This is a genomic window from Luteimonas marina (assembly GCF_007859325.1).
Lineage (GTDB): Bacteria > Pseudomonadota > Gammaproteobacteria > Xanthomonadales > Xanthomonadaceae > Luteimonas > Luteimonas marina.
Genome location: NZ_VOHK01000001.1, coordinates 566,635 through 590,473 on the forward strand (window position 1 = coordinate 566,635; position 23,839 = coordinate 590,473).

The 23,839-nt window shown below is 69.1% G+C and carries 24 protein-coding genes; 18 read left to right on the forward strand and 6 right to left on the reverse strand.

Annotated elements, in window-relative coordinates:
• Positions 1 to 201 carry a PQQ-dependent sugar dehydrogenase gene (locus FQY83_RS17865; protein WP_146385328.1) on the forward strand — a complete coding sequence of 67 codons (201 nt, stop codon included), beginning with the start codon at positions 1 to 3 and terminating at the stop codon, positions 199 to 201.
• Between the two features lie 68 nt (positions 202 to 269).
• Entirely contained in the window at positions 270 to 749 is a 480-nt protein-coding gene (locus FQY83_RS02650; RefSeq protein WP_146384766.1) for a heme-binding protein, read from the forward strand.
• Positions 750 to 868: 119 nt separating this feature from the next.
• Here the strand turns inward: FQY83_RS02650 and FQY83_RS02655 are convergent, their stop codons facing one another.
• The 4 genes from FQY83_RS02655 to FQY83_RS02665 form a co-directional block, all read right to left on the reverse strand.
• The gene (locus tag FQY83_RS02655) at positions 869 to 1,738 is read right to left on the reverse strand and encodes a type II toxin-antitoxin system RelE/ParE family toxin (RefSeq protein ID WP_146384768.1); all 870 of its coding nucleotides are present in this window, start codon (positions 1,736 to 1,738) and stop codon (positions 869 to 871) included.
• 459 nt (positions 1,739 to 2,197) lie between these two features.
• A complete protein-coding gene (locus tag FQY83_RS02660; protein WP_146384770.1) occupies positions 2,198 to 2,677 on the reverse strand; it encodes a YaiI/YqxD family protein in 480 nt (159 codons plus the stop codon).
• A complete protein-coding gene (locus tag FQY83_RS17870; protein ID WP_272952439.1) occupies positions 2,674 to 2,808 on the reverse strand; it encodes a hypothetical protein in 135 nt (44 codons plus the stop codon). Before FQY83_RS17870 ends, FQY83_RS02660 begins: the two co-directional genes overlap by 4 nt.
• A gap of 205 nt (positions 2,809 to 3,013) precedes the next feature.
• The gene (locus tag FQY83_RS02665; RefSeq protein ID WP_146384773.1) at positions 3,014 to 3,493 is read right to left on the reverse strand and encodes a VOC family protein; all 480 of its coding nucleotides are present in this window, start codon (positions 3,491 to 3,493) and stop codon (positions 3,014 to 3,016) included.
• A gap of 206 nt (positions 3,494 to 3,699) precedes the next feature.
• Between FQY83_RS02665 and FQY83_RS02670 the strand changes: the two genes are divergently transcribed.
• The 6 genes from FQY83_RS02670 to FQY83_RS02700 all read left to right on the forward strand — a co-directional run bounded on the left by FQY83_RS02670 (position 3,700) and on the right by FQY83_RS02700 (position 11,713).
• Positions 3,700 to 4,707 carry a S66 peptidase family protein gene (locus tag FQY83_RS02670; protein ID WP_238333375.1) on the forward strand — a complete coding sequence of 336 codons (1,008 nt, stop codon included), beginning with the start codon at positions 3,700 to 3,702 and terminating at the stop codon, positions 4,705 to 4,707.
• A 246-nt stretch (positions 4,708 to 4,953) separates the two neighbouring features.
• Positions 4,954 to 5,892 carry an ABC transporter ATP-binding protein gene (locus FQY83_RS02680; RefSeq protein ID WP_146384779.1) on the forward strand — a complete coding sequence of 313 codons (939 nt, stop codon included), beginning with the start codon at positions 4,954 to 4,956 and terminating at the stop codon, positions 5,890 to 5,892.
• Complete coding sequence (locus tag FQY83_RS02685; RefSeq protein ID WP_146384781.1) at positions 5,889 to 6,650, forward strand: ABC transporter permease; 762 nt, start codon at positions 5,889 to 5,891, stop codon at positions 6,648 to 6,650. The genes FQY83_RS02680 and FQY83_RS02685 overlap by 4 nt, the downstream gene beginning before the upstream one ends.
• Positions 6,651 to 6,847: 197 nt before the next feature.
• Positions 6,848 to 7,066 carry a hypothetical protein gene (locus FQY83_RS02690; RefSeq protein ID WP_146384783.1) on the forward strand — a complete coding sequence of 73 codons (219 nt, stop codon included), beginning with the start codon at positions 6,848 to 6,850 and terminating at the stop codon, positions 7,064 to 7,066.
• Between the two features lie 28 nt (positions 7,067 to 7,094).
• Positions 7,095 to 9,662: a diguanylate cyclase gene (locus FQY83_RS02695; protein WP_146384785.1), complete on the forward strand. Its 2,568-nt coding sequence runs from the start codon at positions 7,095 to 7,097 to the stop codon at positions 9,660 to 9,662.
• Between the two features lie 188 nt (positions 9,663 to 9,850).
• Positions 9,851 to 11,713: a right-handed parallel beta-helix repeat-containing protein gene (locus FQY83_RS02700; protein ID WP_146384787.1), complete on the forward strand. Its 1,863-nt coding sequence runs from the start codon at positions 9,851 to 9,853 to the stop codon at positions 11,711 to 11,713.
• Between the two features lie 210 nt (positions 11,714 to 11,923).
• Here FQY83_RS02700 and FQY83_RS02705 read toward each other — a convergent pair whose 3' ends face one another.
• The gene (locus FQY83_RS02705; protein ID WP_146384789.1) at positions 11,924 to 12,646 is read right to left on the reverse strand and encodes a transposase; all 723 of its coding nucleotides are present in this window, start codon (positions 12,644 to 12,646) and stop codon (positions 11,924 to 11,926) included.
• Between the two features lie 198 nt (positions 12,647 to 12,844).
• Between FQY83_RS02705 and FQY83_RS02710 the strand changes: the two genes are divergently transcribed.
• The 9 genes from FQY83_RS02710 (at position 12,845) to FQY83_RS02750 (ending at position 20,319) form a co-directional block, all read left to right on the forward strand.
• Complete coding sequence (locus tag FQY83_RS02710; protein WP_146384791.1) at positions 12,845 to 13,393, forward strand: YaeQ family protein; 549 nt, start codon at positions 12,845 to 12,847, stop codon at positions 13,391 to 13,393.
• 3 nt (positions 13,394 to 13,396) lie between these two features.
• On the forward strand, positions 13,397 to 14,686 hold the full coding sequence (locus FQY83_RS02715; protein ID WP_146384793.1) for an acyltransferase family protein: 1,290 nt from the start codon (positions 13,397 to 13,399) through the stop codon (positions 14,684 to 14,686).
• A 96-nt stretch (positions 14,687 to 14,782) separates the two neighbouring features.
• Positions 14,783 to 15,610, forward strand: a complete 828-nt coding sequence (locus FQY83_RS02720) for an endonuclease/exonuclease/phosphatase family protein (protein WP_238333376.1) — start codon at positions 14,783 to 14,785, stop codon at positions 15,608 to 15,610.
• 201 nt (positions 15,611 to 15,811) lie between these two features.
• Positions 15,812 to 16,279 (forward strand): FKBP-type peptidyl-prolyl cis-trans isomerase, encoded by a 468-nt coding sequence (locus FQY83_RS02725; RefSeq protein WP_146384798.1) that lies wholly within the window; start codon positions 15,812 to 15,814, stop codon positions 16,277 to 16,279.
• A gap of 207 nt (positions 16,280 to 16,486) precedes the next feature.
• A complete protein-coding gene (locus tag FQY83_RS02730) occupies positions 16,487 to 16,960 on the forward strand; it encodes a DUF4410 domain-containing protein (protein WP_158636414.1) in 474 nt (157 codons plus the stop codon).
• Between the two features lie 206 nt (positions 16,961 to 17,166).
• Positions 17,167 to 17,628, forward strand: a complete 462-nt coding sequence (locus tag FQY83_RS02735; RefSeq protein WP_158636415.1) for a YciI family protein — start codon at positions 17,167 to 17,169, stop codon at positions 17,626 to 17,628.
• An 86-nt stretch (positions 17,629 to 17,714) separates the two neighbouring features.
• Positions 17,715 to 18,059 (forward strand): RidA family protein, encoded by a 345-nt coding sequence (locus FQY83_RS02740; protein WP_146384804.1) that lies wholly within the window; start codon positions 17,715 to 17,717, stop codon positions 18,057 to 18,059.
• 112 nt (positions 18,060 to 18,171) lie between these two features.
• Positions 18,172 to 19,314, forward strand: coding sequence for an NAD-dependent epimerase/dehydratase family protein (locus tag FQY83_RS02745; RefSeq protein ID WP_146384806.1), 1,143 nt, complete (start codon positions 18,172 to 18,174; stop codon positions 19,312 to 19,314).
• Between the two features lie 270 nt (positions 19,315 to 19,584).
• A complete protein-coding gene (locus FQY83_RS02750; RefSeq protein WP_146384808.1) occupies positions 19,585 to 20,319 on the forward strand; it encodes an extensin-like domain-containing protein in 735 nt (244 codons plus the stop codon).
• 115 nt (positions 20,320 to 20,434) lie between these two features.
• On the opposite strand, the gene FQY83_RS02755 is transcribed toward FQY83_RS02750, so the two are convergent.
• Positions 20,435 to 21,754, reverse strand: a complete 1,320-nt coding sequence (locus FQY83_RS02755) for a PQQ-dependent sugar dehydrogenase (protein WP_146384810.1) — start codon at positions 21,752 to 21,754, stop codon at positions 20,435 to 20,437.
• A gap of 223 nt (positions 21,755 to 21,977) precedes the next feature.
• Here FQY83_RS02755 and FQY83_RS02760 point away from each other — a divergent pair, with 223 nt between their 5' ends.
• A complete protein-coding gene (locus FQY83_RS02760; RefSeq protein ID WP_202878146.1) occupies positions 21,978 to 23,705 on the forward strand; it encodes a M1 family metallopeptidase in 1,728 nt (575 codons plus the stop codon).
• Positions 23,706 to 23,839 lie beyond the last annotated feature (134 nt).

Sequence of the window (23,839 nt, forward strand, 5' to 3'; positions counted from 1 at the left end):
CTGCTCGTCACCGGTCTGGCGCCGCGCGAACTGCGTCTGCTGACCGTCGACGGCGACCGCGTCCAGCACGAGGAAACCATCCTCACCACCGAAGGGCGCCCCTACGAACCCGTGGTCGGTCCGGATGGCGCCATCTACGTCGTCACCGACGCCCCGGGCGAAGTGCTGCGGCTGAGCCCGCAGGAAGAACGCCGCCTGTAGCGGGCTGCCCTGGCCCGACGTGCCGGCCGCCACGCATCCAACCCGCAAGATGATAGAGAGGAGGAACGATGAAACTGAATTCGATCGCAGCAGGGCTCGTCGCCCTGGTCGCCGCCGGCGCGAGCACCACGGCGTCCGCACAGGACCTGTATCCGAGGCTGGGTTTCGATACCGCCGACGCCATCCGCGACCACTGCCTGGCGCAGGCCAGGCAGGCGGGACACGCGGTCGCCGTGGCCGTGTTCGACCATGGCGGCGACCTGGTGAGCTTCGCCAGGGACGCCGGCCGGCCGGCAGTGGGCGCCGTCGCCCGGTGGAAGGGGCTTTCGGCCGCGGTCTACCTGAGGCCGACCGTCGAGACGGGCACCTGGGACATGGCCACCGCGCCGATGCTCGCCACGGCCGAGGGCGGCGTGCCGCTCTTCACCAGGGATGGCGTGGGCATTGGCGGTGTCGGCGTCTCCGGCGCGCCGTCCGAGTTCGACGCCGGATGCGCGACGGCGGCGGCAGAGGCGGCGGGCCTCGCGGTGTCGGCGGGAGGGCGATAGGCGATTGCAGGGCGTTCCGACGTTGCGCAAAGACGCTGGATCCCCGCTTCCGCGGGGATGACGAGCCAATCGCTGGAGCGAATGGCGAGGCGCCTCGGTGCGGCAGCCCCCGGCCGGGCCTAGCGGTACTGCCCCGGCCCGCGCCAGACCAGTTCGCCGCGCCGGTAGACCTGGAGCACGCTGATGACCTGGCGGGCGTCGCCGATGGTCTCCATTTCCGGATCGTCGGGCTCGAGCGGTCGGCATTTGCCGGAGTCGCGATTGAGCGCGATTTCCAGCGGGCAGACCATGTAGCGCCGGGTGCCGGGCAGGGGAATGAAGACCTCGCTCATGCCCTGGTCGCGCCAGGCGCGCAGTCGCTGTTCGCTGCGCAGGTCGTAGTAGACCTGGTAGCCGTCCATCTCCAGGCTGGCTTCAGTGGCGGTGGGGTCGTGGCTGTCGCCGCGGCTGCGCCTGGGGCTGGGGGCATGCCCGGCGTCGCGGGGCGCGACTTGCTGCACGATCAGGCCCGGCGGCTGTCCCCAGGCTTCCGGGCGGCGACGGGTGGAGGGGGGCGGGTTTGCGGCGGGAGCTTGCGTGCGCCGCTGTGCGCTGGCGTCACGAGGGGGGCGCGGCTGCGGTTGCGGCACGCTCGGGCGCTGGACGGGGTCGGGGCGCGCCGGATCTTCGGCCTGGATGACCGGCGTGGACTGGAGGCGCGAGGTCGTGGGGGGCGGGCGCTGGTCGGCGGGTTCGTCCGCGGCGGCGGTGCCCGAGGGCGGCATGGGGGGCTGTTGGTCGGCCTCGTCCGTCTCGCCGATGAAATCCACCTGCACCCAGTTGCTGCTGCTGGCGCTGTCCGGCGGCGTGACGACCGGCGTGGGCGAAAGCATCGCCACGAGCAGGCACAGCAGGTGCAGCAGTGCGCTCAGCAGCGCGGCGATCCACGGCTGCAGGCGTTCGATCCGGGGGCTGTCCCCGGCCTCCACGCGGTTCGACGCGTCGCTCACGCCAGCTTGGATGCGTCGGGGGTGGAGGCCTTCATGCGGGGCGGGACGGGGCGGGGTTCAGGGACGGGAGGGGTACTTTGCCTCATCGCGCCTGCACGGATGGCGAATGCGGCGGTGGAGACGGGGCTTGCGCGAAAGCAGGAACCGTCGTCATCTCCGCGAGGCGCTTTGCAACAGCCGAAGGCTGGTCAGGCGGGGAGCTGTTTTGCTCCGAGCAAAGACGCTGGGTCCCCGCTTTCGCGGGGATGACGGCAGTTGCAGCATCGCGGAACCTCGCGATGCGCTTTGTCCCCGGTCTCCGGCGTCCCCGATCAAGAGCATCGCGCCTGAAGGGCACCTCCAAAAACTCGGAATCTGTCATTTCGAACGCAGTGAGAAATCTCGCTCTTCAATCGCCTGGATTTCTCACTGCGTTCGAAATGACAGATTTTGGATCCTGGAAGGTCCCTGAAGATGCGCCTACAGATGACGAGCGGAATCGGCCAGCCAGCGGTCGAGCTGGTTGGCGAAGGCTTGCCGGTCGCGCGCGTGGAAGACGGCGGGGCCGCCGGTCTGCACGCCGGCGCCGCGGAGGTCTTCCATGAAATTGCGGACCGACAGGCGTTCGGCGATGTTGTCGGGCGTGAAGCGCTCGCCGCGCGGATTGATGGCCTCGGCGCCCCTGGCCAGCACGCGCGAGGCGAGCGGGATGTCCTGGGTGACGACGAGGTCGCCGGGGCCGGCGCGTTCGGCGATGGCATCGTCGGCTGCGTCGAAGCCGCCCTGCACCTGCAGCGCCCGGATGAAGCGCGACGGCGGCGTGCGCAGCCACTGGTTGGCGATCAGGGTGACCGGCACCTTCGCGCGCTCGGCGGCGCGGAACAGGATGTCCTTGATGGGCACCGGGCAGGCGTCGGCGTCCACCCAGATCTGCGCTGGCGGCGGCGGAGCGGCGGTCATTCCTGCGGAGGGGACGCGCCGGCCCTGGCGGCTTCGCGTTCGGCGCGCTTCTTCGCGTCTTTCTCTTCCTGTTTCTTCTTCTTGGCCAGCTCGCGCTGCCGCTTTTCGAAGGAGTAGTTCGGTTTGGCCATGGGGTCCGCACGATCGGGAGGGGCGCACAGTGTACGTGCATCCATCGGGACGTCATTCCGGTTCCGGATTTGGTTCGGAGGAGGGGCTGTTTCGACAGACCATGCTTTTGCTTGCCCGAAGCGGCGGCGGAAGTACGTCTTTGCAAGACGCTGGGTCCCCGCCTTCGCGGGGACGACGGGATGGGAGTCGTCGACACGGAGTGCTTCAGCCGCGCCGTGCCGCCTCGATCGTGGCGATGTCGATCTTGCGCATCTGCATCATGGCGTCGAAAGCGCGCTTGGCCGCGGCCCGGTCGGGATCGTGGAAGGCCTCGGTCAGTGCGCGCGGCGTGATCTGCCACGACAGGCCCCACTTGTCCTTGCACCAGCCGCAGGCGCTTTCCTGGCCGCCGTTGCCGACGATGGCGTTCCACAGGCGATCGGTTTCGGCCTGGTCGTCGGTGGCCACCTGGAACGAGAACGCCTCGCTGTGCCTGAACGCCGGGCCGCCGTTGAGGCCGAGGCAGGGGATGCCGAGCACGGTGAACTCGACCGTCAGCGGGTCGCCCTGCTTGCCCGAGGGGAAGTCGCCCGGCGCGTGGTGGACGGCGGTCACGGCGCTGTCCGGGAATGTTTCGGCGTAGAAGGTCGCGGCTTCGAGCGCGGTGCCGTCGAACCACAGGCAGATCGTGTTCTTGCTGATCATCGTCGTTGCTCCGGGGTGGGGTGGATCATGGCGGGTTCCTGTACAGGACGAACGGCGGGGGGCGGAATCGACATCTCCCGCGAACGACGGAGTGAGCGGCCCTGGATCGCCCTCGCACCGCCCGAAGCAGGATTGCTAAGCTGGTCCGGACTTCAGGATCGGCGGACGAGCGCATGCGCAGGCGACAATTCCTTGGAAACGCAGCTTTGGCAACCTCGCTGCTGCCGCTGGCCGGTGGCAGCGCGACGGCGGCCCCGCGCGGGCGATTGCTGCCGCCGCCGCTCGACCGGGGCGACACCGTCGGATTGGTCAGCCCGTCCGCGGCCACGGACGACCCGCTCGACCTGCAGCTTGCACAAGAAGCGATGGAGGCGCTGGGATTCAAGGTCAAGACCGGTCCCCATCTCGCCTCGCGGCGCGGCCACCTCGCCGGAACCGACGCCGAACGCGCCGGCGACCTCAACGCGATGTTCGCCGACAAGAGTGTCAAGGCCATCATCTGCGCGCGCGGCGGATCCGGCGCCGCGCGCGTGCTGCCGCTGCTCGACTACGATCTCATCCGGCGCAATCCCAAGGTGCTGCTCGGCTATTCCGACATCACCGCGCTGCACAACGCGCTGCTGGCGCAGGCCGGCCTGATCAGCTTCCACGGCCCCATCGGCTCGGGCAGCTGGAACAGCTTCAATGCCGACCAGTTCCGGCGCGTGTTCTTCGATCGCGAAGCGATGCAGTACCGCAACGTCGCCGATGTCGGGGACGAACTGGTGCAGCGCAGGAACCGCACCGTCACCATCAGCGGGGGACGGGCGCGGGGCGAACTGGTCGGCGGCAACCTGACGGTGCTGACGGCCCTGGCCGGTTCGCCCTACTTGCCCGATTTCACCGGCAAGATCCTGTTCCTGGAGGATGTGTCGGAGGCGCCGTACCGCATCGACCGCATGTTCAGCACCCTGAAGCTGATGGGCGCGCTGGACAGGATCGCCGGCCTGATCTTCGGCGAGTGCACCGATTGCGATCCCGGCGGCGGCTACGGTTCGCTGACGCTGCCGCAGATCTTCGATGACCACGTCAAGCCGCTGAAGATCCCCGCCTACCGCGGTGCGATGATCGGGCACATCCGCCAGCAGTTCATCGTGCCGGTGGGCGGCAGGGTGGAGATGGATGCGGATGCCGGCACGTTCCGATTGCTGGAGCCGGTGTTCCGGGAGGCGTAGCCGGAGCGGCAGTCGCGGAAGCATCGGCAAATCTTCCGCCGTCATCCCCATCCTCCACCGTCATCCCCGCGAAGGCGGGGATCCAGCGTCTTTCCAGCGCTTGTGTACCAAGACACTGGATCCCCGCCTTCGCGGGGATGACGAACCACGATGCGCAGGGATTGATTTTCCCGCCTGCGGGACGCCGTCGTTGCGGCCCCTCCGGTACGATCCATGTCCCGTTCGATGCGTCACAGCAGGAGTGCCGTGTCTTCCATCATTTCCATCCGCAACCTCGGCAAGACCTACAAGTCGGGATTCCGGGCGCTGAAATCGGTCAACCTGGAGATCCGCAGGGGCGAGATCCTGGCCCTGCTCGGGCCCAACGGCGCCGGCAAGACCACGCTGATCAGCATCGTCTGCGGCATCGTCAATCCAAGCGAGGGCACGGTCACTGCCGATGGCCACGACATCGTGCGCGACTACCGCGCCGCGCGCAGCAAGATCGGCCTGGTGCCGCAGGAGCTCTCCACCGACGCGTTCGAGACGGTGTGGGCGACGGTGAAATTCAGCCGCGGGCTGTTCGGCAAGGCGCCGGACCCGCGTTACCTGGAGAAGGTGCTGCGCGACCTGTCGCTGTGGGACAAGCGCGGCAGCAAGATCATGACGCTGTCCGGCGGCATGAAGCGCCGTGTGCTGATCGCCAAGGCGCTGTCGCACGAGCCGAGCATCCTGTTCCTGGACGAGCCCACCGCGGGCGTCGACGTGGAACTGCGCCGCGACATGTGGGAGATGGTGCGCAAGCTGCGCGAGGACGGCGTCACCATCATCCTGACCACGCACTACATCGAGGAAGCCGAGGAGATGGCCGACCGCATCGGCGTGATCGACAAGGGCGAACTGGTGCTGGTCGAGGACAAGCACGTGCTGATGCGCAAGCTGGGCAAGAAGCAGCTGACGCTGGCGCTGCAGTATCCGCTGCAGGAGATCCCCGGCGAGCTTTCCGCGCTGGCGCTCGAACTGGCCGACGACGGCCACGCGCTGGTCTACACCTTCGACTCGCAGACCGAGGAAACCGGCATCGCCGCGCTGCTCAAGCGGCTGGGCGAACTGGGGATCGACTTCAGGGACCTGCATTCGAGCGAGAGTTCGCTGGAGGAGATCTTCGTCGGCCTGGTGCAGGGCGGCAGGGAGGCGCGGGCATGAACTGGCACGCGATCCGCGCGATCTACCGCTTCGAGATGGCGCGGACCTTCCGCACCGTCACCCAGTCCATCGCCTCGCCGGTGCTGTCGACCTCGCTGTACTTCGTGGTGTTCGGCGCGTCGATCGGCTCGCGCATGGGCGCCATCGACGGCGTCAGCTACGGCGCCTTCATCATCCCCGGGCTGATCATGCTGTCGCTGCTGAACGAAAGCATCTCCAATGCCTCGTTCGGCATCTACATGCCCAAGTGGGCGGGCACCATCTACGAGCTGCTCTCGGCGCCGGTGTCGTACATCGAGGTGGTCATCGGCTACGTCGGTGCCGCGGCGACCAAGTCGCTGATCCTGGGCGTGCTGATCCTGCTGACTGCGCGCCTGTTCGTGCCCTACGAGATCGCGCATCCGGTCTGGATGCTGGGCTTCCTGCTGCTGACCGCGGTGACCTTCAGCCTGTTCGGCTTCATCATCGGCCTGTGGGCCGACGACTTCCAGAAGCTGCAGGTGATCCCGCTGATGATCGTGACGCCGCTCACGTTCCTGGGCGGCGCCTTCTACTCGATCAACATGCTGCCGCCGGTGTGGCAGAAGATCACCCTGTTCAATCCGGTCGTGTACCTGATCAGCGGCTTCCGCTGGAGCTTCTACGGCGTGGCCGACGTCAACGTGGGCGTCAGCATGGCGGCGATCCTGGGCTTCCTTGCGCTGTGCCTCGTGCTGGTGTGGTGGATCTTCCGGACCGGGTGGAAGCTCAAGTCCTGAGTCGCTGGCCTTGCAGGTTTGCCGTCCCGATTCCCGCCTGGCCGGGGAACCCGGGGATTCGAACATTCCTGTGCTAATGTCGCCCGGTTCCAGCGGAAGGGGAACGGCCGGGAAGGTCGTCGTGCGGGCATCGTGCCACGACGGGTCCGCGGACGTGGGGCAAGGGACGTGTGGTCGATATCCAAGGGGGAATGGGCATGTCGAAGCTGCTTGACCTGATGAGGGCGCTCGGCCGCGATGCCGCGCTGGCCGCTGAGTACGAGAAGGATCCTGAAACCGTGGCCCGGCGCGCGGGGCTGTCCGACGAGGAGCGCAAGGCGATCCTCGAGAAGGATCACGCGGCGATCATGCGGCTCACCGGGCTGACGGAAGGGAAGTTCGCCACCAACCACCTCATCAAGGCCTACGACGACTGACCCTTCGTCGTTGCCCCGATCGCATCGCATGTGCCGGTTGATCTCCATTGCGGTCCTGCTGCTGGCGTTTGCCGGTGCACCGGCGTTCGCCAACGATGCGCTGGAACCGCAGGTCAGGGACATCGAACGCCTCGGCGTCGTTGCGCACTGGACGGAATCGAACGCCAGGATCCAGGCGCTGTCGCCGCAGCTCGATGCCCTGAGTCCCGAGCAGCGCCATCGCGTGGAGTTCGTCCGCCTGCGCAGCCTCGGAATCGCAGGCAGCGAGTCGGAAGCGATCGAAGGCCTGGCCGAGCTGCTGCGCCAGGACATGCCGGCGGCGCTGCGCATCCGCGTCTATACGACGGCCATCAGCCTTGCCGCCAACGTCGAGGACTGGCCGCAGGCGTTCACCTGGCTCGAGGAGGGCTTGTCCTACCTGCCCGAGGCCCCGGAGGAATCGGCGCGGCTGCTCGGCGTCGCCAGCTACCTGCATACCTTCGTCGGCGAGAGTGGAAAGGCGCGGGAACTGGCGCTGCGCGGGTTCGAGCAGGTCGAGGCCGGGGACGATCCGCGGGCGCTGTGCTTCGCCGTGGGCGACGTGGCCCTGGCCGAAGAGTACGCGCGCAATTTCCGCGAAGCCGAGGACTGGCGACGTCGCCAGATCGAGGCCTGTACCCGCGCCGGCGACCCGATCTTCATTGCCAGCGGCAAGGCCGGCGTCGGCAAGATGGCGGTCGTCCAGGGGCGTCCGGCCGAGGCACTGGACTGGGCCGGCCAGGCGATCGCGGATTTCGATGCCGGGGGCTACATCGCCGGCGCATGGGGCGCCAAACTCATCGTCGCGGAAAGCCTGATCGAGTCGAACCGGGAGCTCGACCGGGCCGAGGCGCTGCTGAGCGAGGCCCTGCGCTACTACCGCAACCAGAATGCCGAACTCGCCGTCGCCGAGACCGAGAACCTGCTGGCCAGGCTGGCCGAGCGCCGTGGCGACCTCGCCGCGTCGCTGTCCCACCTCCGGCAGGCCATGTCGGCGACGGAAGCGGCCGAACGCGATGCGCGCGAGCGCCAGCTCGCCTACCTGCAGGTCCAGTTCGACACCGGCATGAAGGAACAGCGGATCGCGCTGCTCGAAGCGGAGAAGGAACTGGCCTCGCTGCAGGTCACCGCGACCCAGCGCCGGCAGTGGCTGCTCGCCGCCGGCATGGGCGGGCTGCTGCTCGCCGCGATCCTGCTCACGGTCCTGCTGCGCCGTTCGTTCCGCGAGCGCCGGCGCTACCGCTGGCTGTCCGAGCACGACGGCCTGACCCGCCTGTACAACTACCAGCAGGTCCGCAGGCTCGGCGAGGCGGCGTTCGCGCAGGCGCGCAGGAGCGGGCGACCGTTCACCGCGATCGTCGCCGACATCGACCTGTTCAAGCAGGTCAACGACCGTCATGGCCACGCCGCGGGCGACGAGGCGCTGCGCTCGCTCGGCGCATGGATCAGCGAAACCATCGGCGGGCAGGGCATTGCCGGCCGCAGCGGCGGCGACGAGTTCACGATCCTGCTCGAGGCGGACGCGGCGGAAGCCGGCACGCTGCTGCAGCGCCTGCATGAGCGGATCGAACCGATCACGGTGTTCGGACAGACCTTCCGTTTCGACATCAGCTCGGGAATCTGCCAGGCCGGCGCGGAGACCGCGACGCTGGAGCAACTGGTCCACGAGGCCGACCAGGCCCTGTACCGCGCCAAGCATGAAGGCCGGAACCGCGTGGTCTGCGCGAACGACGCTGCCGCCGCGGCGGCACGGGGCGCCGGGCTGGTGGTGGTCGGCAGCGGCATCCAGTTCGGGCGCCACGCCAGCGAGCGCTGCCTGTCGGAGATCCGCGAAGCCGAGGTCGTGTTGTGCCTCGCCGATCCGTTCGCGCTGGCGATGATCCACCGCTTCCGCCCCGACGCGGTCAACCTCGGCGTGCATTACGCAACCGGCAAGGACCGGCGCCAGACCTATCGCGAGATCGATGCGGCGATCATGGCTGAAGTGCGCGCGGGCAAGCGGGTGTGCGCGGTGTTCTACGGCCACCCGGGCGTGTTCGCCGACGTGCCGCACAAGGTGGTGCAGAAGGCGCGCGCCGAAGGCATCCCGGCGCGCATGGAGCCGGGGATCTCCGCCGAAGCCTGCCTGTACGCGGACCTCGGCATCGATCCGGGCCGGCGCGGCGTGCAGTCGATGGAGGCGACCCATTTCCTCGTCTACGACCGCCAGCCCGACACCGCCGGCCTGGTGCTGCTGTGGCAGGTGGCGCTGTCGGGCGACCTCTCGTGCACGCGCCTGCACGCCGAGCGCGACGGACTGCAGGCGCTGGTCGACAAGCTGCTGCGCTGGTATCCGCCCGGGCACGAGGTGATCCTCTACGAGGCGGAACGCCTGCCGATCGAAACCTACCGCGCCGACCGCCTGCCGCTGCGCGACCTGCCCACGGCCCGCTACGAGGAATACACCACGCTGGTCATCCCGCCGCTGGGCGAGCTGCGCGACGTCCGGGGCCTCGGTTCCGGTGCGCGCGGGGAATGGCCCGGATCGGTCGAGGCCCGGGAGGAACCGCCGCTGATGAGCGGGGCGTCTTCCCGCTGAGGGACGCCGGCCTTTCGCGGCGGCGGAGGGCGGCTGCGCCCGGCGCGACGCCGGTAGCCGGGGCAGGGCCGGGCGGGGATAGGGCGTCCACCATTCGCCTCCGGTTCTGCTAGCCTCTGGTAGCGCTAACATGCGGATGCTCGCCTGCCTTCGCGTGTTCCGCGTCCGGACCGTCCCTGGGAGGAACCATGCCGATCTCGTCACCTGCGCCCCTGGCGTATCGCCGTCTTGCGTCCCGCTGCCTGCGGATCGTCCTGCCCGTGCTGGGCCTGCTGCTGGCGGTCCCCGTCGCGGCGCAACCCTCGGGGGGGCCCTACGGGCCGATCCCGCAGTCCTACGAAGTACCGGACGCGGCGAACGTCTACTACGTCGCGCCCGACGGAAACGCCGATGCGCCCGGCACCGCGCTCGCCAGGCCCACCACCATCGAGTCCGCGATCGCGCGCGTGGTCACCGGCGACGCCATCGTGCTGCGCGGCGGCACCTACCGCGTCGGTGGATTGCAGCTCAACCAGGGCGTCACGCTGCAGCCCTGGCGCGACGAGCGGCCGGTGCTGAAGGGCACCCGGGTCGCGACCGGGTGGGAGGCACTGCGCGAAAACGTCTGGCGCACGAAGTGGTCGACCCTGTTCCCGGCGCAGCCGCTGGGCTGGTGGCGACGCGAGCGCGAGGGCATGCGCACGCCGCTGCATCGCTTCAACAACGACATGGTGTTCGTCGACGGCAAGCTGCTGCAGTCCGCCGGCTGGGAAGGCGAACTCGACGAGACCTCGTTCTACATCGACTACGACAAGGGCTACGTCTACCTCGGTGCCGATCCGGCGGGCAAGCTCGTCGAGATCACCGCCCACGACATCGCGCTGCACCGCCCGTCGCGGCCGGTGCACGGCAAGCCATCGGACGGCAAGGGGCCGACCATCCGCGGCCTCACCTTCACCCAGTACGCCTACCGCGCGATCGACATCGAGGGCGAGAAGCCCTCGACCACGGCCAACCAGGAGCCGACCGACGATCCGGTGGGCGTGTCCGCCCGCGACGCGCACGGCAAGGCGGTGACGGGGACGACGCTGGAGCACGTCACCATCAGCTTCACCTCGCGCGTGGCCGGTTATTTCCGCGGCGACGGGCTCACGATCCGCAACTCGCTGGTGAGCGACACCGGCACCGAAGGCATCTACGTCATCGGTTCCTCGGACGTGCTGCTGGAGCGCAACATCGTCCGCCGCAACAACATCGAGAAGCTGACCGGCTACTTCCCGGCGGCGGTGAAGATCTTCAACCAGTCCCACGACGTGGTGGTGCGCGACAACCTGGTCATCGACCATCCCGATTCGAACGGCGTCTGGTACGACGTCGGCAACGTCGAGGGCGTGTTCGCCAACAATCATGTCGAAGGGACGCTGATCGGCTTCTTCTTCGAGATCTCGAAGGGCGTGGTGGTGGCCGGCAACGTGTTCGTGGACAACGAGCAGGGCATCCGCGTGCTGAACAGTTCGGACGCACGCGTCTACCACAACACCTTCTTCAACTCGCCGGCGATGTTCGACCGCAACGAGCGCAGCGCTAGGGACGACCACTTCGGCTGGCACCCGCAGACCGGGCCGGACGTCGACGAGCGCGAGGGGCACGTGTTCGAGGGCAACCTGCTGGTCGCCGGCGCGGGCTTCGACAAGCCGCTGCTGCACTTCGACCAGCCCGCCGCGCTGTGCGGCACGGTGACCCGTCCGATGACGACGAAGGTCAACGGCAACGTCTACGTGCGCGCCGGCGCGGGCGACGCACCGCTCATCACCTGGAGCCCCGTCGCCGGAAAGAATTGCCTGGCGAACTTCGCGACGCTGGAGGCCTTCCGCAAGGCCACCGGGCTGGAAGCGCACGGCGTTGCATTGCCCGGTCACGACGGCACGCTGTTCCGCAGCGTCGAACTGCGCCGCTTCGACCTGGCGCAGCGGCCGCAGGGCGTGCAGGAGGTCGTCGTCGCGCCGGAGGCGCTGAAGGCGCTTGGATGGAGTGGGGAAACCAGTTTGCCGGGGGCGTTTCCCTCGAATTGAGACCGGAGGCGGCGGGCAGGGAGTTCTGAAAAAAAGGTTCTTCTCCCAAGTGAGGGAACGATCCGGAGAAGAGCCCCGTCATTTCACGCGACGAAGTTGTCATTTCGGCCGCAGGGAGAAATCTGCAGTCCGGGAAGGGCAGATTTCTCCCTGCGGTCGAAATGACAAGTCTGGGATCTTCCTGGTAGTTCTCAGAAGCCGACACCGGGATCAGGGCGAGCTTTCTTCGCACGCCGCGGGCTGGCCGGGCGACTTGCATGGCCGGCCCATCCGCCCCGGGCCAGCCGTGCCTCCGAGCTGCGTTCCGACTGCGCGACGAATCGGTTCCGGCGCATACAACTGCTGGCGCTGCAGGTGCAGGCGGATGGCGTCGGTTTCCGCCGGGTCGATGGCTTCCCCCAGCAGGTCGCGCCATGCGCGCTGGCGCGTCGGCGGGTCGTGGCCGAGCGCCAGCCAGGCGCGATGGGGATGGACCAGCGGATCGGGTTCGGCGAGCGTGGCGGCGCGATGGCTGGACCAACGGTAGTCGCCGGGATCGGCCACCATGCGCGCGCGCAGCGGGTTGAGTTCGATATGGCGCTGGCAGCGCAGGACGTAGCCGTCGTCGATGACCGGGCAGGCCTTGTAGCGACCCTCCCACAGCGTGCCCGTGCGGGAGTAGCGATCGTTGACGTAGCGGACGTAGACGCGTCCCAGCGCCTGCATCAGGCGGCCGACCTGGCCCGGCGCCATCGGCGTCACCAGCAGGTGGACGTGGTTGTCCATCAGCACGTAGGCGTGCACGGTGCAGTACTCGCGGCGGGCGATGTCGCGCAGGTCCTGCAGGTAGCGGATGCGGTCGACGTCGGCGAAGAAGCAGGGCTGGCGGTCATTGCGGCGCTGGACGATGTGCTGCGCGATGCCGGGCAGGTCGATGCGGGGTGGGCGGGGCATGATCGCGTCCTTGCGATGGGTGCGGATCGAGCATGCAGGCGGGTGGAGAACGCCGCGATCCGGCAAAGACGCAGGCGGTCGTAGGAAAAGTCCACCCTGACCGCGTTTTTCCCCGGCCTTTTGCGCGCAGGGACGATCGCGTGAAGCTGCCGTGGTGGTGGGCCACTACAATCACGCCTCCTTCCGGCAGGCGCGACGATGGCTCCCAATGCGACGATCTACAAGGTGGAGCTGCAGGTCAGCGACCTGGACCGGCACTACTACGCCGGGCACAACCTGACCCTGGCGCAGCATCCGTCGGAGACCCCCGGCCGGCTGATGGTGCGCCTGGTCGCGTTCGCGCTGTTCGCGGACGAGCGGCTGGAATTCGGGCGCGGCCTGAGCAGCGAAGAGGAACCCGATCTCTGGCAGCGCGACTACACCGGCGACATCGAGCGCTGGATCGACCTCGGGCAACCGGACGAAAGCCGGATCCGCAAGGCCTGCGGGCGCGCGCGGCAGGTGGCGGTGGTGAGCTACAGCGGTGGTAGCGCAGAGATCTGGTGGAACAGGAACGCGGCGGCGCTGGCGCGGCTGAAGAACCTGACGGTGATCGACATCGCCCCCGATTCAGTGGAGGCCGTGGTCGGGCTGCTCGAGCGCGGCATGCGCCTGACCGCGATGATCCAGGACGGCGAGCTGCAGCTGATGAGCGAGCGCGCGAATGTCGCCTTGACGCCGCGCGTGCGGATGGCGCCGGCGGATTGACGGATGACGACGCCGACCCCCGTGCGCGATCCGTACCCCGACGCGCTGCGCGCCTGCGCGCTGCTGGTGGTGGTGCTCGGGCACTGGATCGCCACCTTGCCGCGCATGGCCGGTGGGCAACTGGTGGACACCGACCACCTGCTGGCGGTGTGGGACGCCGCCGGCTTCCTCACCTGGGTGGTGCAGGTGGTGCCGCTGTTCGTGTTCGTCTCGGCAGCCGTCAGCGCCGACGGCGTCGCGCGGCGGCTTGCGGCGGGCGAACAGAAGCAGTGGTGGGCGGCGCGTGCGTTGGGGCTGGCGCGGCCGACGGTGACCTATCTCGCGGTACTGGTGGCGCTTGCCGGTATCGCGTGGCTGCTGGGCGGGCGCCTGCTCGGCGTGTTCAACCAGTCGCTCACGATCCACCTGTGGTTCCTGCTGATGCTGCTGACGGTGCAGGCGCTGCTGCCGTGGTGCCTGCGCGTGGATGCGCGCTTCGGCCTGGGCGCGGTGCTGGGCATGGTGGCCGTGGCCGCGCTGCTGGACGCGGTGCGCGCGGGCGTGTCCTCGCCCGAGGACCTGCGCTGGATCGGCGCCCGCGTCGCGGAGCGGCCGGCGGGGATCGCCTGGCTGAACATGCTGGTCGTGTGGCTGCTCCCGCAGCAGCTCGGCATCGCATGGAAGCGCGGGCGCTTCCGCGGTGCGGGGGCGGGCGCGGGATTCCTCGCGCTGGGCGCGCTTTGGCTGGTGCTGGCGATGGGCAGTGGCTATCCGGTGGCGATGGTCGGCGTGGCGCTGGCCGGCAACAACATGCTGCCGCCGACGCTGGCGCTGGTCGGCGTGATGTGGCTGCAGGTGGGTGCGGTGCTGCTGTTCGAGCCGCTGGCCAGGCGCCTGCTGGCCGGCCGTACGCTGGCGCGCGCGATCACGGTGCTCGGTGCGCTCGGCATGCCGCTGTACCTGTGGCACAAGCTGGCCGAACTGCCCGCGGCCTGGCTGGGCGAGAAGCTCGGGCTGCCGATCGACGCCGGCGTGCCGGGCGAACCGGGATTCTGGCTGGGGCGCGCAGGCTGGATCGCGCTGTGCCTGCTGATGGTGACGCCGGTGATCGCACTGGTGGTGCGCTTCGAGCTGCGGCGCGATCGCGAGGTGCCGGTGACCGACCGGCGCCTGCGCATCGTCGTGGGCGGCGTCGCGCTCTACGTCGGGTTGGCCGCCGCGCTGGCGTGGGGCGTCTGGCCGGGTGCGGTGCTCGGCCTGGCGGCCGTTTCGATGGCGTCGTGGCAGCTTCGCAGGCGCTCGGGTGCGCTGTAGAAGCCGCTCCTGCAGCTGTGTTCTGATCGCAGCGGGCGATCACGCGGGGCAGGGTAGACTTTCGCCTCGATGACTCACGCGCTGTCCGCCATCTCCATGTCGCGATTGCTGCTGACTTGCCTGTTGTTCGCGCTTGGCGCCCCGCATTCCGCAGCTGCGGAGCAGACGCTGCGGGTGATGAGCTTCAACGTGCGCGTGCCGGTGGAGTCCGATGGTCCCGATCGCTGGGAAGCGCGGCGCGAGCTGATGGTCCGCACGATCCGCGACGCGCGGCCGGACCTGCTCGGCACCCAGGAACTGGTCAAGGCGCAGGGCGACTATCTCGCGCAGCGGTTGCCGGAATACGCCTGGTTCGGTTCCGGACGGCGCGGCGGCAGCGAGGACGAGCACATGGGCGTGTTCTACCGGCGCGATGCGCTGCGCCTGCTCGAATCCGGCGATTTCTGGCTGTCGGACACGCCGGAGGTACCGGGCAGCATCAGCTGGGGCAACCTGTATCCGCGCATGGTCACCTGGGGCCTGTTCGAGCGCCGCGCGGACGGGCGCCGCGTCTACCTGTTCAACACGCACCTGCCGTATCGCGAGGAAGACGGCGCGGTGCGGGTGCGTTCCGTGGCGTTGATCCTGCAGCGGCTGGCGACGCTGCCGCCCGACGTGCCGGTGATCCTCGTCGGCGACTTCAACGATGTTCCCGACAGTCCGGCGTATCGCGCGCTGGCCGACACGCTCGGCGATGCCTGGCGGGAGGCGCCACGGCGGCAAGGTCCCGACGGCACCTTCCACGGCTTCGGCGGCCACGCGGAGAAGCGGATCGACTGGATGTTCCACCGCGGCCTGCAGCCGCGGCACGCACGTACGTTGACCGACCATGCGGACGGGCGCTATCCCTCGGATCATTTCCCGGTCATGGTGGAATTCGACTGAGCCGGACACGTGCGTGGCACGCGCGTCATGCGTCCGTTCGTGCGACCCATAGCCGGATTTCGATGCAAACCGGCGATGAACGCCGGTTTGCGCGCGCGCCGTGCAGTCGCTATGGTGGTCCCGCATTCGTCTTTCGCACCGTGGATCCGCCGGTGCCTCCTCGAATCCCTTCCCCCTTCATCCAGTCCAAGGAGACCCTCCATGGAGATTGCCGCCGCACGCGTTGCCAGCATCCACTACACCCTGACCGACGACACCGGGCGGGTCATCGACCAGTCGACGGAATCGCGGCCGCTGCGCTACTTCCACGGCGCGGGCAACATCATCCCGGGCCTCGAGAAGGCGCTGGCCGGCAAACAGGCCGGCGACGCGCTGAAGGTCGACGTCGCACCGGAAGAAGGCTACGGCGTGCGCAACGAGGGCCTGGTGCAACTGCTGCCGCGCGAGGCGTTCAAGGGCGTGGACAAGGTCGAGCCGGGCATGCAGTTCGAAGCGCGCACCGAACGCGGCCCGCTGCTGGTGACGGTGGTCGAGGTGGGCGACGACAAGGTCCGCATCGACGGCAACCATCCACTGGCGGGGCAGACCCTGCACTTCGACGTCCGCGTGCTCGACGTGCGCGACGCGACCGAAGGCGAGAAGCAGGCCGGGCGCGTCGATCCCGCCTGATCCGGCGGGCAATCGGCGGTCCTGGCGGTGGCTGCACGGGGGCGCATGCCGTGCCGGGGACATGGCACGGCGCGCGGACTTCAGGCGCGACGGGACCTGCGATCGGGCCGACGGCCGGCGCCTCCGAAACAATCGCTTCACCTGGCCGCGTCTATCGTTCGCCCCGCGGCCGAATCGTCGCCGCGTCCAGCATCCGTGGAGGGATCCATGATCCGCAAGGCCGTCCTGCTCCTCAGCGTCTCGCTCGTCGCCGCGTTCCCTGCTGCCCACGCCCAGCAGGACGATCCTGCGCCGGCCCGCAGCTACGCCTATGCCTTCTCCAACCAGGGCGGCGACGATGCCGACGGCATCGCGCGGCTCGACAGCTTCATCCAGCAGCGGCTGCGCGATGCGAACCTGCTGGCGACGGGCGACGGGCGACGGGCGACGGGCGCCGGCGACGGCAAGGTGGAGGTCACGGTGACGCACTACTACGCCCGGTCCGATGGCGCGCGCGCCTGGGCGGGCGTCATGGCCGGGCGCGACAAGGTCGTCAGCAGGGTCCGCGTGCTGGATCGCGGGGGCAAGGCGCTCGATGAATTCGAGGTCAAGAGTTCCAATGCGACGGCGTTCGGATCGACGGCCGGGCTGCATGAGAAGCATGCCGACGAGATCGTCGCGCGGGTGAAGCAGGTGCAATAACCCCGCCCCTCTCCGTCGTCCCCGCGAAGGCGGGGACCCAGCGTCTTCCGTTTTTTTGTCGTCAGTGTCGAGAAGTCAAAGACACTGGGTCCCCGCCTTCGCGGGGATGACGGCTTCCGGATGACGATGGGGGGCGACGGGATGACAGCGCCGGTTGAAGCACTAGACTGTGCGGGACCAGCTACCGGAGGTCCGTCATGCGCATCATGAGTCTCCTGCTCCCGGCCATGCTGCTGGCGATGCCGGCAGCGGCCACGGATCCCGCCGCCACCGCGCCCGGTTTCGACGCCGCGCTCGCCGAACGGCTCGGCGCGGACGAGCGCGGCATGCGCAAGTACGTGCTGGTGATCCTCAAGACCGGGCCGCAGCGCGTGCCGGACGGACCCGAGCGCGACGAGATGTTCGCCGGGCATTTCGCCAACATGCAGCGCCTGTCGGAGGCCGGCAAGCTGGCGGTGGCCGGTCCGTTCTTCAAGGATCCGGCCGGCTGGCGCGGCCTGTATGTGTTCGCGGTGGACGACATCGAGGAGGCGAGGGCGCTGGCGGACACCGACCCCGTCGTCGTCAAGGGCGAAATGGTGCCCGAGTTCCACGAGTGGTACGGCGCCGCGGCGATGATGCTGGTTCCCGAGTGGCACGAGCGACTGGTGCCGCCGGCGGAGCCCTGAGCCGCGAGCTCGGCCGGACCGACGGCTTCACGCACGAAGGCGTTTGGCCTATCGTGCCGCCTCCCTTCCCGCATGGAACCGCCCGCATGATCCAGCGCATCGACGCCGGCCCCCGCATGTCCGAAGCCAGCATCCACGGCGGCGTGGTCTATCTCGCCGGGCAGGTGCCCGAAACCGACGGCGCCGACATCGAGACCCAGACCAGCGAAGTGCTGGCCGCCATCGATGCGCTGCTGGCGCAGGCCGGCAGCGACAAGAACCGCATCCTGCGCGCGCAGATCTTCCTTGCCGACATCGGCGATTTCGCCGGCATGAACCGGGCCTGGGACGCGTGGGTCGCGCCCGGCAACGCGCCCTCGCGCGCGACGGTGGAGGCGCGGCTGGCGCGGCCGGAGTGGAAGGTGGAGATCGTGGTGACGGCGGCGGTTTGAGCCGCGTTGGCGGGGTGGGGGCCGCGTCCCCATTCAGCCCCCGGACTTCCGACATGGGCCCGGGCCCGTCGCCAGGTGCTAGAACCTCCGGCAATCCACCCGGAGTTCCGCCATGCGCACCACCCGCCGCGACCTGTTCAAGCTCGGCGCGCTCGCCGCCGCCTCCGCCGCGCTGCCGTCGATCGCCGCGTCCACGGCAACGACACCCGTGGCGCGCGCGGCGAAGCCGCTGAAGATCCTGATCCTCGGCGGCACCGGCTTCACCGGCCCGTTCCAGGTGCAGTACGCGCTGGCGCGCGGCCATGAAGTCACGCTGTTCAACCGCGGCAGGCGCCCGTCGCCGGAATGGCCGGGCGAAGTGGAGCAACTGCACGGCGACCGCAACAGCGGCGACCTCAAGGCGCTGGAAGGCCGCCAGTGGGACGTGTGCATCGACAACCCGACCAGCCTGCCGTTCTGGGTGCGCGACGCGGGCGCGGTGCTGAAGGACAGCGTCGGGCACTACCTGTTCATCTCGACGATCTCGGTCTACGCCGACGGCTCGAAGCCGGGCATCACCGAAGATGCGCCGCTCGCGGCGTACAAGGGCAGGGACGCGATGGCCGAGACGCGCGGAACGCTGATGGCCGACGTGGGGAACCTCTACGGCCCGCTGAAGGCGCTGAGCGAGGCCGAGGCGCACCGGCAGTTCGGCAAGCGCGTCACCATCGTCCGCCCCGGCTACATCGTCGGCCCGCGTGACGAGACCGACCGCTTCACCTACTGGCCGCACCGCATCGCCCAGGGCGGCGAGGTGCTGGTGCCGGGCGACGGCGCCGACCCGGTGCAGGTCATCGACGGCCGCGACCTCGGCGAATGGATGATCCGCCTCGCCGAAAACGGCACGACCGGCACCTTCAACGCCTGCGGCCCCGACTACGCGCTGTCCACCGACGCGATGGTGCACGGCTGCCACGCGGTCACCGGCGGCCCGGCCACGTTCACCCACGTGCCTGCGGACTTCCTCGAAAAACACGAAGCCGGGTTGCCGATCTGGGTGTCGCGGCGCGACGCCATCTATGGCGGCTACGGTGCGGTGAGCAATACGCGCGCGATCGAGGCCGGGCTGAGCTTCCGCCCGCTTGCCACGACCGTGGCCGACCTGCTGGCGTGGTTCCGCAGCCTGCCGGCGGAGCGGCAGGCGAAGCTCGGCGCGGGCCCGAGCCGCGAGCAGGAAGCGGCGCTGCTCAAGGCCTGGCACGCGCAGGCGGGCTGAACGACGTTCCGGGTCGTCATCTGCATCGGGGCCGTCATCCCGGCGAAAGCCTCACCCGTCATCCCGGCGAAAGCCGGGATCCATTTTGATCTTGGCATTCAACAGCCACGGCAACGGCGAGCTGGATCCCGGCTTGACCAGCCTTCGGCTGTTGTAAAGCGCTTCGCCGGGATGACGGAATGGGGGATGCGGCCTCCGCGCATTTCCTGCTCCGGACATGTCGCGTGTCCATCACGCGCGCTTGGGCATGCATGCGCGATGATGCGGCGAATGGAACCCCCGGCTCGTCGCCGCCGCTACGGCGGACTGCTGTTCCTGCTGCTGGTCGCGCTGGCGGCCTGGGCGCTGCTGTCGGGCGCGCTGCGCATTCCCGATCCATGGAATCCCTGGGCGCCGCTGCGCATCGACGACACGCCGAACCTGCTCACCCGCTTCAAGCTCGATCGCGCCTCGGCCGACCGCGCCGCATGCCGCGCCGCGCTGGCGCAGGCGCAACTGCGGGCGACGGCGATGGAAGACCGGCGCACGGGTGAGGGCTGCGGCTTCGAGAACGCGCTGCGCATCGAGCGCACGAGCGTCGCGGTGGGCGAGCCGTTCGCGTTGAGCTGCCGCGCCGCGCTGTCGCTGGCGATGTGGGAACGCCACGCCCTGCAGCAGGCGGCGCAGGCGCACCTGGGCCGCCGGGTGGTCGCGATCGAGCATTTCGGCTCCTACGCCTGCCGCAACCTCTACGGCCGCGAAGATGGACGGCGCAGCCGGCACGCGACCGCGGATGCGTTCGACATCGGCGGCTTCGTGCTCGAGGACGGCGGCCGCGTCCGCGTGCTCGCCGACTGGGCGCCGGCCACGGCCGACGACGGCGCAACGGATGCGGAAGCGGCGTTCCTGCGCGAACTGCGCGACGGCGCCTGCCGCCATTTCGATGCGGTGCTCGGCCCGGATTACAACGCCGCGCACGCCGACCATTTCCATTTCGACCGCGGCCGCGCCCGCGTTTGCCGATAGCGGGCTGTCCCTGTCATTTCGACCGCAGGGAGAAATCTTCTTTCCCGCGCACGACGGCAGATTTCTCCCTGCGGTCGAAATGACAGGTTGGTTGTGGGGCGGCGCCGACCGCGCATCACCCCGGCGGCGTCAGCTTCACCAGCCGTCCGCCTGCGCCGTCCTCCAGCAGCCAGATCGCGCCGTCCGGTCCCTGTTCCACCTCGCGGATGCGCTGGCCCATCGCATAGCGCCGGTATTCGGTGGCATTGGTGCCGTTGAAGCGCACGCGCACCAGCGCCTGCGAGGCCAGCCCGCCGATGAAGGCGTCGCCGCGGAAGGTGGGGAACAGGTTGCCCGAGTAGATGATCATGCCCGCCGGCGCGATCACCGGCGTCCACCAGGCCTTCGGCGCTTCGAATTCGGGGCGGGTGCTGTGGTTCGGGATCGGCGTGCCGTCGTAGTGGTTGCCGTTGGAGACGATCGGCCAGCCGTAGTTGCGTCCCTTCACGATCAGGTTCAGTTCGTCGCCGCCGAGCGGCCCCATCTCGTGCACCCACAGGCGACCGTCGCCGTCGAAGGCGATGCCGAGCGGGTTGCGGTGCCCCAGCGTCCACACCTGCGCGGCGATGCCGCCCTGGCTGAAGAAGGGGTTGTCGCTGGGGGCGGTGCCGTCGTCGTTGAGGCGGATGAGCTTGCCGAGGTTGACCCCCATGTCCTGCGCCGGATCGAACTTCTGCCGGTCGCCGGAGGTGATCCACAGCTTGCGGCCAGAATCGAAGGCGAGCCGGTGGCTGAAGTGCCCCTGGCCGCTGACCTTGGGCGCCTGTTCCCAGATGCGCTCGATTTCGCTCAGGTTGCCGCCGCCGCCGGAATCGAGGGTCAGGCGGGCACGGATCACCACCGCGCCGTAGATCGCGCCGCTGCGCTCGATGTAGCTGAGGTAGATGCGGCGGTTGCTGGCGTACTGCGGATGCAGGATCACGTCGCCGAAACCGCCCTGGCCGCCGTAGGCCACCGCGGGCACGCCGCTGATCGTGCCGACCTGGCCGTTGGCCACGTTGACCAGGCGCAGGCGGCCCGCCTTCTCGGTGACCAGCAGGCGGCCGTCGGGCAGGAAGGCCATCGCCCACGGCTCGTCCAGCGTTGCCACGTTGCTGCGCTGGAACGGCGGATCCGGTTCGACGACCTGTCGACGCGGACCGCGGCCGCCGGTCTGGCGTTCGCTGGCGGCCTTCGCCGCAAGGGCCCTCGGCGCCGGCGCGGTAACGCGTGCGGGCGGCGATGCTGCGGCGATAGGTGTCTGCGACGCACCGCGCTGCGCGGACGCCACCACGATGCGTTCGGATTTCTCGGCCTCCTTGGCTTCGTCCCTTGCGGCCGAAGCATCGACGAACAGGTCGTCGCAGGCGGTGAGGGACAGCGCCAGGCAGACGAGGGCGAACAGGGAGGTACGCATGCGGGGGTCCTGTGGGGATGCCGGGGGGGATCGACGCAACCACTTGCAGACGGTCAGTACCGCGGCGCAGGTTATCGCGACGTGAGTCTGCGGGCACGGATCGCGGTCGCGTTTCGGGGATTGCGCAGTGCGGCATCGACACGCCATGCGCGCAGATGGCGATTGTCGCGGCGATCTCGCGCGCGTGGCACCATGCGGCCGGGAGCACGGGGAGGCAATGCCGATGAAGCCGTTCATCCAAGCCATGGTCATGGCCTGCGCGCTGCCGTGCGCCGGCCTGGCCGCGGAGCCGCAGGAACGCACGCAGCTCACGATGGACTCCGGGCGCCCGCGTACGCCGGAGCAGGTCGCGGTGCGCTTCGAGCACGCGCTGCTCGGCTTCCGCGTGCTGCCCGAGGAACAGAAGATCGAGGGCGACGCGACGCTGGAGTTCATCGCCCTGGATCCACTGCCGCGTCTCGTGCTGGAGCTGGACCACCAGCTCGGCATCGAGCGCATCGAGATCGACGGCGCCGCGCTGCCGCCGTCGGCCTGGCGCAACCCCGAGGGACGGCTGAGCATCGACCTGCCGCAACCGCTCGCGAAGGGCGAGCGCGTGCGCGCCCGCATCGTGTACGCGGGCAAGCCGCGCGTCGCGCAGAAGGCGCCCTGGGACGGCGCCTTCGTCTGGTCGAAGGCGCCGGACGGCCAGCCATGGATCGCCACCAGCGTGCAGGGCGAAGGCTGCGACCTGTTCTGGCCCTGCATCGACCATCCGCAGGGCGAACCGCTGGTGGTCGAACAACGCATCACCGTGCCCGCGCCGCTGGTGGCCGCCGGCAACGGCGTGCTGCTGGGCGTGGACGAACGCGACGGCTGGCGCACCTACCGCTGGCGCGCGCAATCGCCCAACACCTACGCCATTGCGCTCAACATCGGCCCCTACGAGGAACTGCGCGGCGAATACCGCAGCCGCCACGGCAACACCATCCCGCTGCATTTCTGGCACCTGCAGGGCCGCGGACCTCAGGCCAGGGAATTGTTCGGGGAATTCCCGCTGGCGCTGGACTTCTTCGAGCAGGTGATCGGCCCCTATCCCTTCGCCGACGAGAAGATGGGCGTGGTCGAAACCCCGCACCTGGGCATGGAGCACCAGACCATCAACGCCTACGGCAACGATTACGAAAAGGACGAATACGGCTACGACTGGCTGCTGCACCACGAGTTCGCCCACGAGTGGTTCGGCAACCAGATGACCAACGTCGACTGGGACGAGATGTGGCTGCACGAAGGCTTCGGCAGCTACATGCAGCCGCTGTACCTGCAGTGGCTGCGCGGCGACATGGAGTACCACGCCAGCCTGCTGAAGATGCGCGCCGGCGTCGCCAACAGGTTCCCGCTGGTGTCGGGAAAATCGCAGGTGGTCGAGGCGGTGTACAGCGACGAGATCGGCCCCGGCCACGACATCTATTTCAAGGGCGCCTGGATCCTGCACACCCTGCGTGGCCTGATCGGCGACGAGGCCTTCTTCACCAGCGTCCGTCGCCTGGTCTACGGTCGCGACGATCCCGCGCCCGGCAACTTCCAGCCCCGGTACGCCAGCACGCGCGAGTTCGTCGACATCGTCAACGACGTCACCGGCCGCGACTACGACTGGTTCTTCGACGTCTACGTCTATCGCCCCGCGCTGCCGCAACTGCTGGCCGAGCGCGACGCCACCAGCCTGCGCCTGCGCTGGAAGACGCCCGACGACCTGCCGTTCCCGATGCCGGTGGACGTACGCGTCGGCGGCCGCGTCGTGACCGTGCCGATGGATGGCGGCCAGGGCCATGTCGAACTGCCGGCGGATACGCACTACACGCTCGACCCGCACTCGAAGCTGCTGCGCGACCTGCCGCACATCGACGCCTATCGCGAGGATGCCGCCGCGCGGGCGAAGGCGGCCAGGGAAAAGGCCGGCGAAGAGAAGTAGGTATCCCCGGCAAAGCCGAGGTTTTCCGTACGACTGGGGAACCTCTGTACAAGCCGTCATCCCTGCGAAGCGCTTTACAACAGCCGAAGGCTGGTCAAGCCGGGATCCAGCTTTTCAGGAACTTGCCGCTTCAG

What these genes read in the sequence shown, in the direction of transcription:
- FQY83_RS02650 (WP_146384766.1), top strand. Translation starts at nt 270, where the DNA reads ATGAAACTGAATTCGATCGCAGCAGGGCTCGTCGCCCTGGTCGCCGCC.
- FQY83_RS02660 (WP_146384770.1), bottom strand. Translation starts at nt 2,677, where the DNA reads ATGACCGCCGCTCCGCCGCCGCCAGCGCAGATCTGGGTGGACGCCGAC.
- FQY83_RS17870 (WP_272952439.1), bottom strand. Translation starts at nt 2,808, where the DNA reads ATGGCCAAACCGAACTACTCCTTCGAAAAGCGGCAGCGCGAGCTGGCC.
- FQY83_RS02665 (WP_146384773.1), bottom strand. Translation starts at nt 3,493, where the DNA reads ATGATCAGCAAGAACACGATCTGCCTGTGGTTCGACGGCACCGCGCTC.
- FQY83_RS02685 (WP_146384781.1), top strand. Translation starts at nt 5,889, where the DNA reads ATGAACTGGCACGCGATCCGCGCGATCTACCGCTTCGAGATGGCGCGG.
- FQY83_RS02690 (WP_146384783.1), top strand. Translation starts at nt 6,848, where the DNA reads ATGTCGAAGCTGCTTGACCTGATGAGGGCGCTCGGCCGCGATGCCGCG.
- FQY83_RS02695 (WP_146384785.1), top strand. Translation starts at nt 7,095, where the DNA reads ATGTGCCGGTTGATCTCCATTGCGGTCCTGCTGCTGGCGTTTGCCGGT.
- FQY83_RS02700 (WP_146384787.1), top strand. Translation starts at nt 9,851, where the DNA reads ATGCCGATCTCGTCACCTGCGCCCCTGGCGTATCGCCGTCTTGCGTCC.
- FQY83_RS02705 (WP_146384789.1), bottom strand. Translation starts at nt 12,646, where the DNA reads ATGCCCCGCCCACCCCGCATCGACCTGCCCGGCATCGCGCAGCACATC.
- FQY83_RS02710 (WP_146384791.1), top strand. Translation starts at nt 12,845, where the DNA reads ATGGCTCCCAATGCGACGATCTACAAGGTGGAGCTGCAGGTCAGCGAC.
- FQY83_RS02715 (WP_146384793.1), top strand. Translation starts at nt 13,397, where the DNA reads ATGACGACGCCGACCCCCGTGCGCGATCCGTACCCCGACGCGCTGCGC.
- FQY83_RS02720 (WP_238333376.1), top strand. Translation starts at nt 14,783, where the DNA reads ATGTCGCGATTGCTGCTGACTTGCCTGTTGTTCGCGCTTGGCGCCCCG.
- FQY83_RS02725 (WP_146384798.1), top strand. Translation starts at nt 15,812, where the DNA reads ATGGAGATTGCCGCCGCACGCGTTGCCAGCATCCACTACACCCTGACC.
- FQY83_RS02730 (WP_158636414.1), top strand. Translation starts at nt 16,487, where the DNA reads ATGATCCGCAAGGCCGTCCTGCTCCTCAGCGTCTCGCTCGTCGCCGCG.
- FQY83_RS02735 (WP_158636415.1), top strand. Translation starts at nt 17,167, where the DNA reads ATGAGTCTCCTGCTCCCGGCCATGCTGCTGGCGATGCCGGCAGCGGCC.
- FQY83_RS02740 (WP_146384804.1), top strand. Translation starts at nt 17,715, where the DNA reads ATGATCCAGCGCATCGACGCCGGCCCCCGCATGTCCGAAGCCAGCATC.
- FQY83_RS02745 (WP_146384806.1), top strand. Translation starts at nt 18,172, where the DNA reads ATGCGCACCACCCGCCGCGACCTGTTCAAGCTCGGCGCGCTCGCCGCC.
- FQY83_RS02750 (WP_146384808.1), top strand. Translation starts at nt 19,585, where the DNA reads ATGGAACCCCCGGCTCGTCGCCGCCGCTACGGCGGACTGCTGTTCCTG.
- FQY83_RS02755 (WP_146384810.1), bottom strand. Translation starts at nt 21,754, where the DNA reads ATGCGTACCTCCCTGTTCGCCCTCGTCTGCCTGGCGCTGTCCCTCACC.
- FQY83_RS02760 (WP_202878146.1), top strand. Translation starts at nt 21,978, where the DNA reads ATGAAGCCGTTCATCCAAGCCATGGTCATGGCCTGCGCGCTGCCGTGC.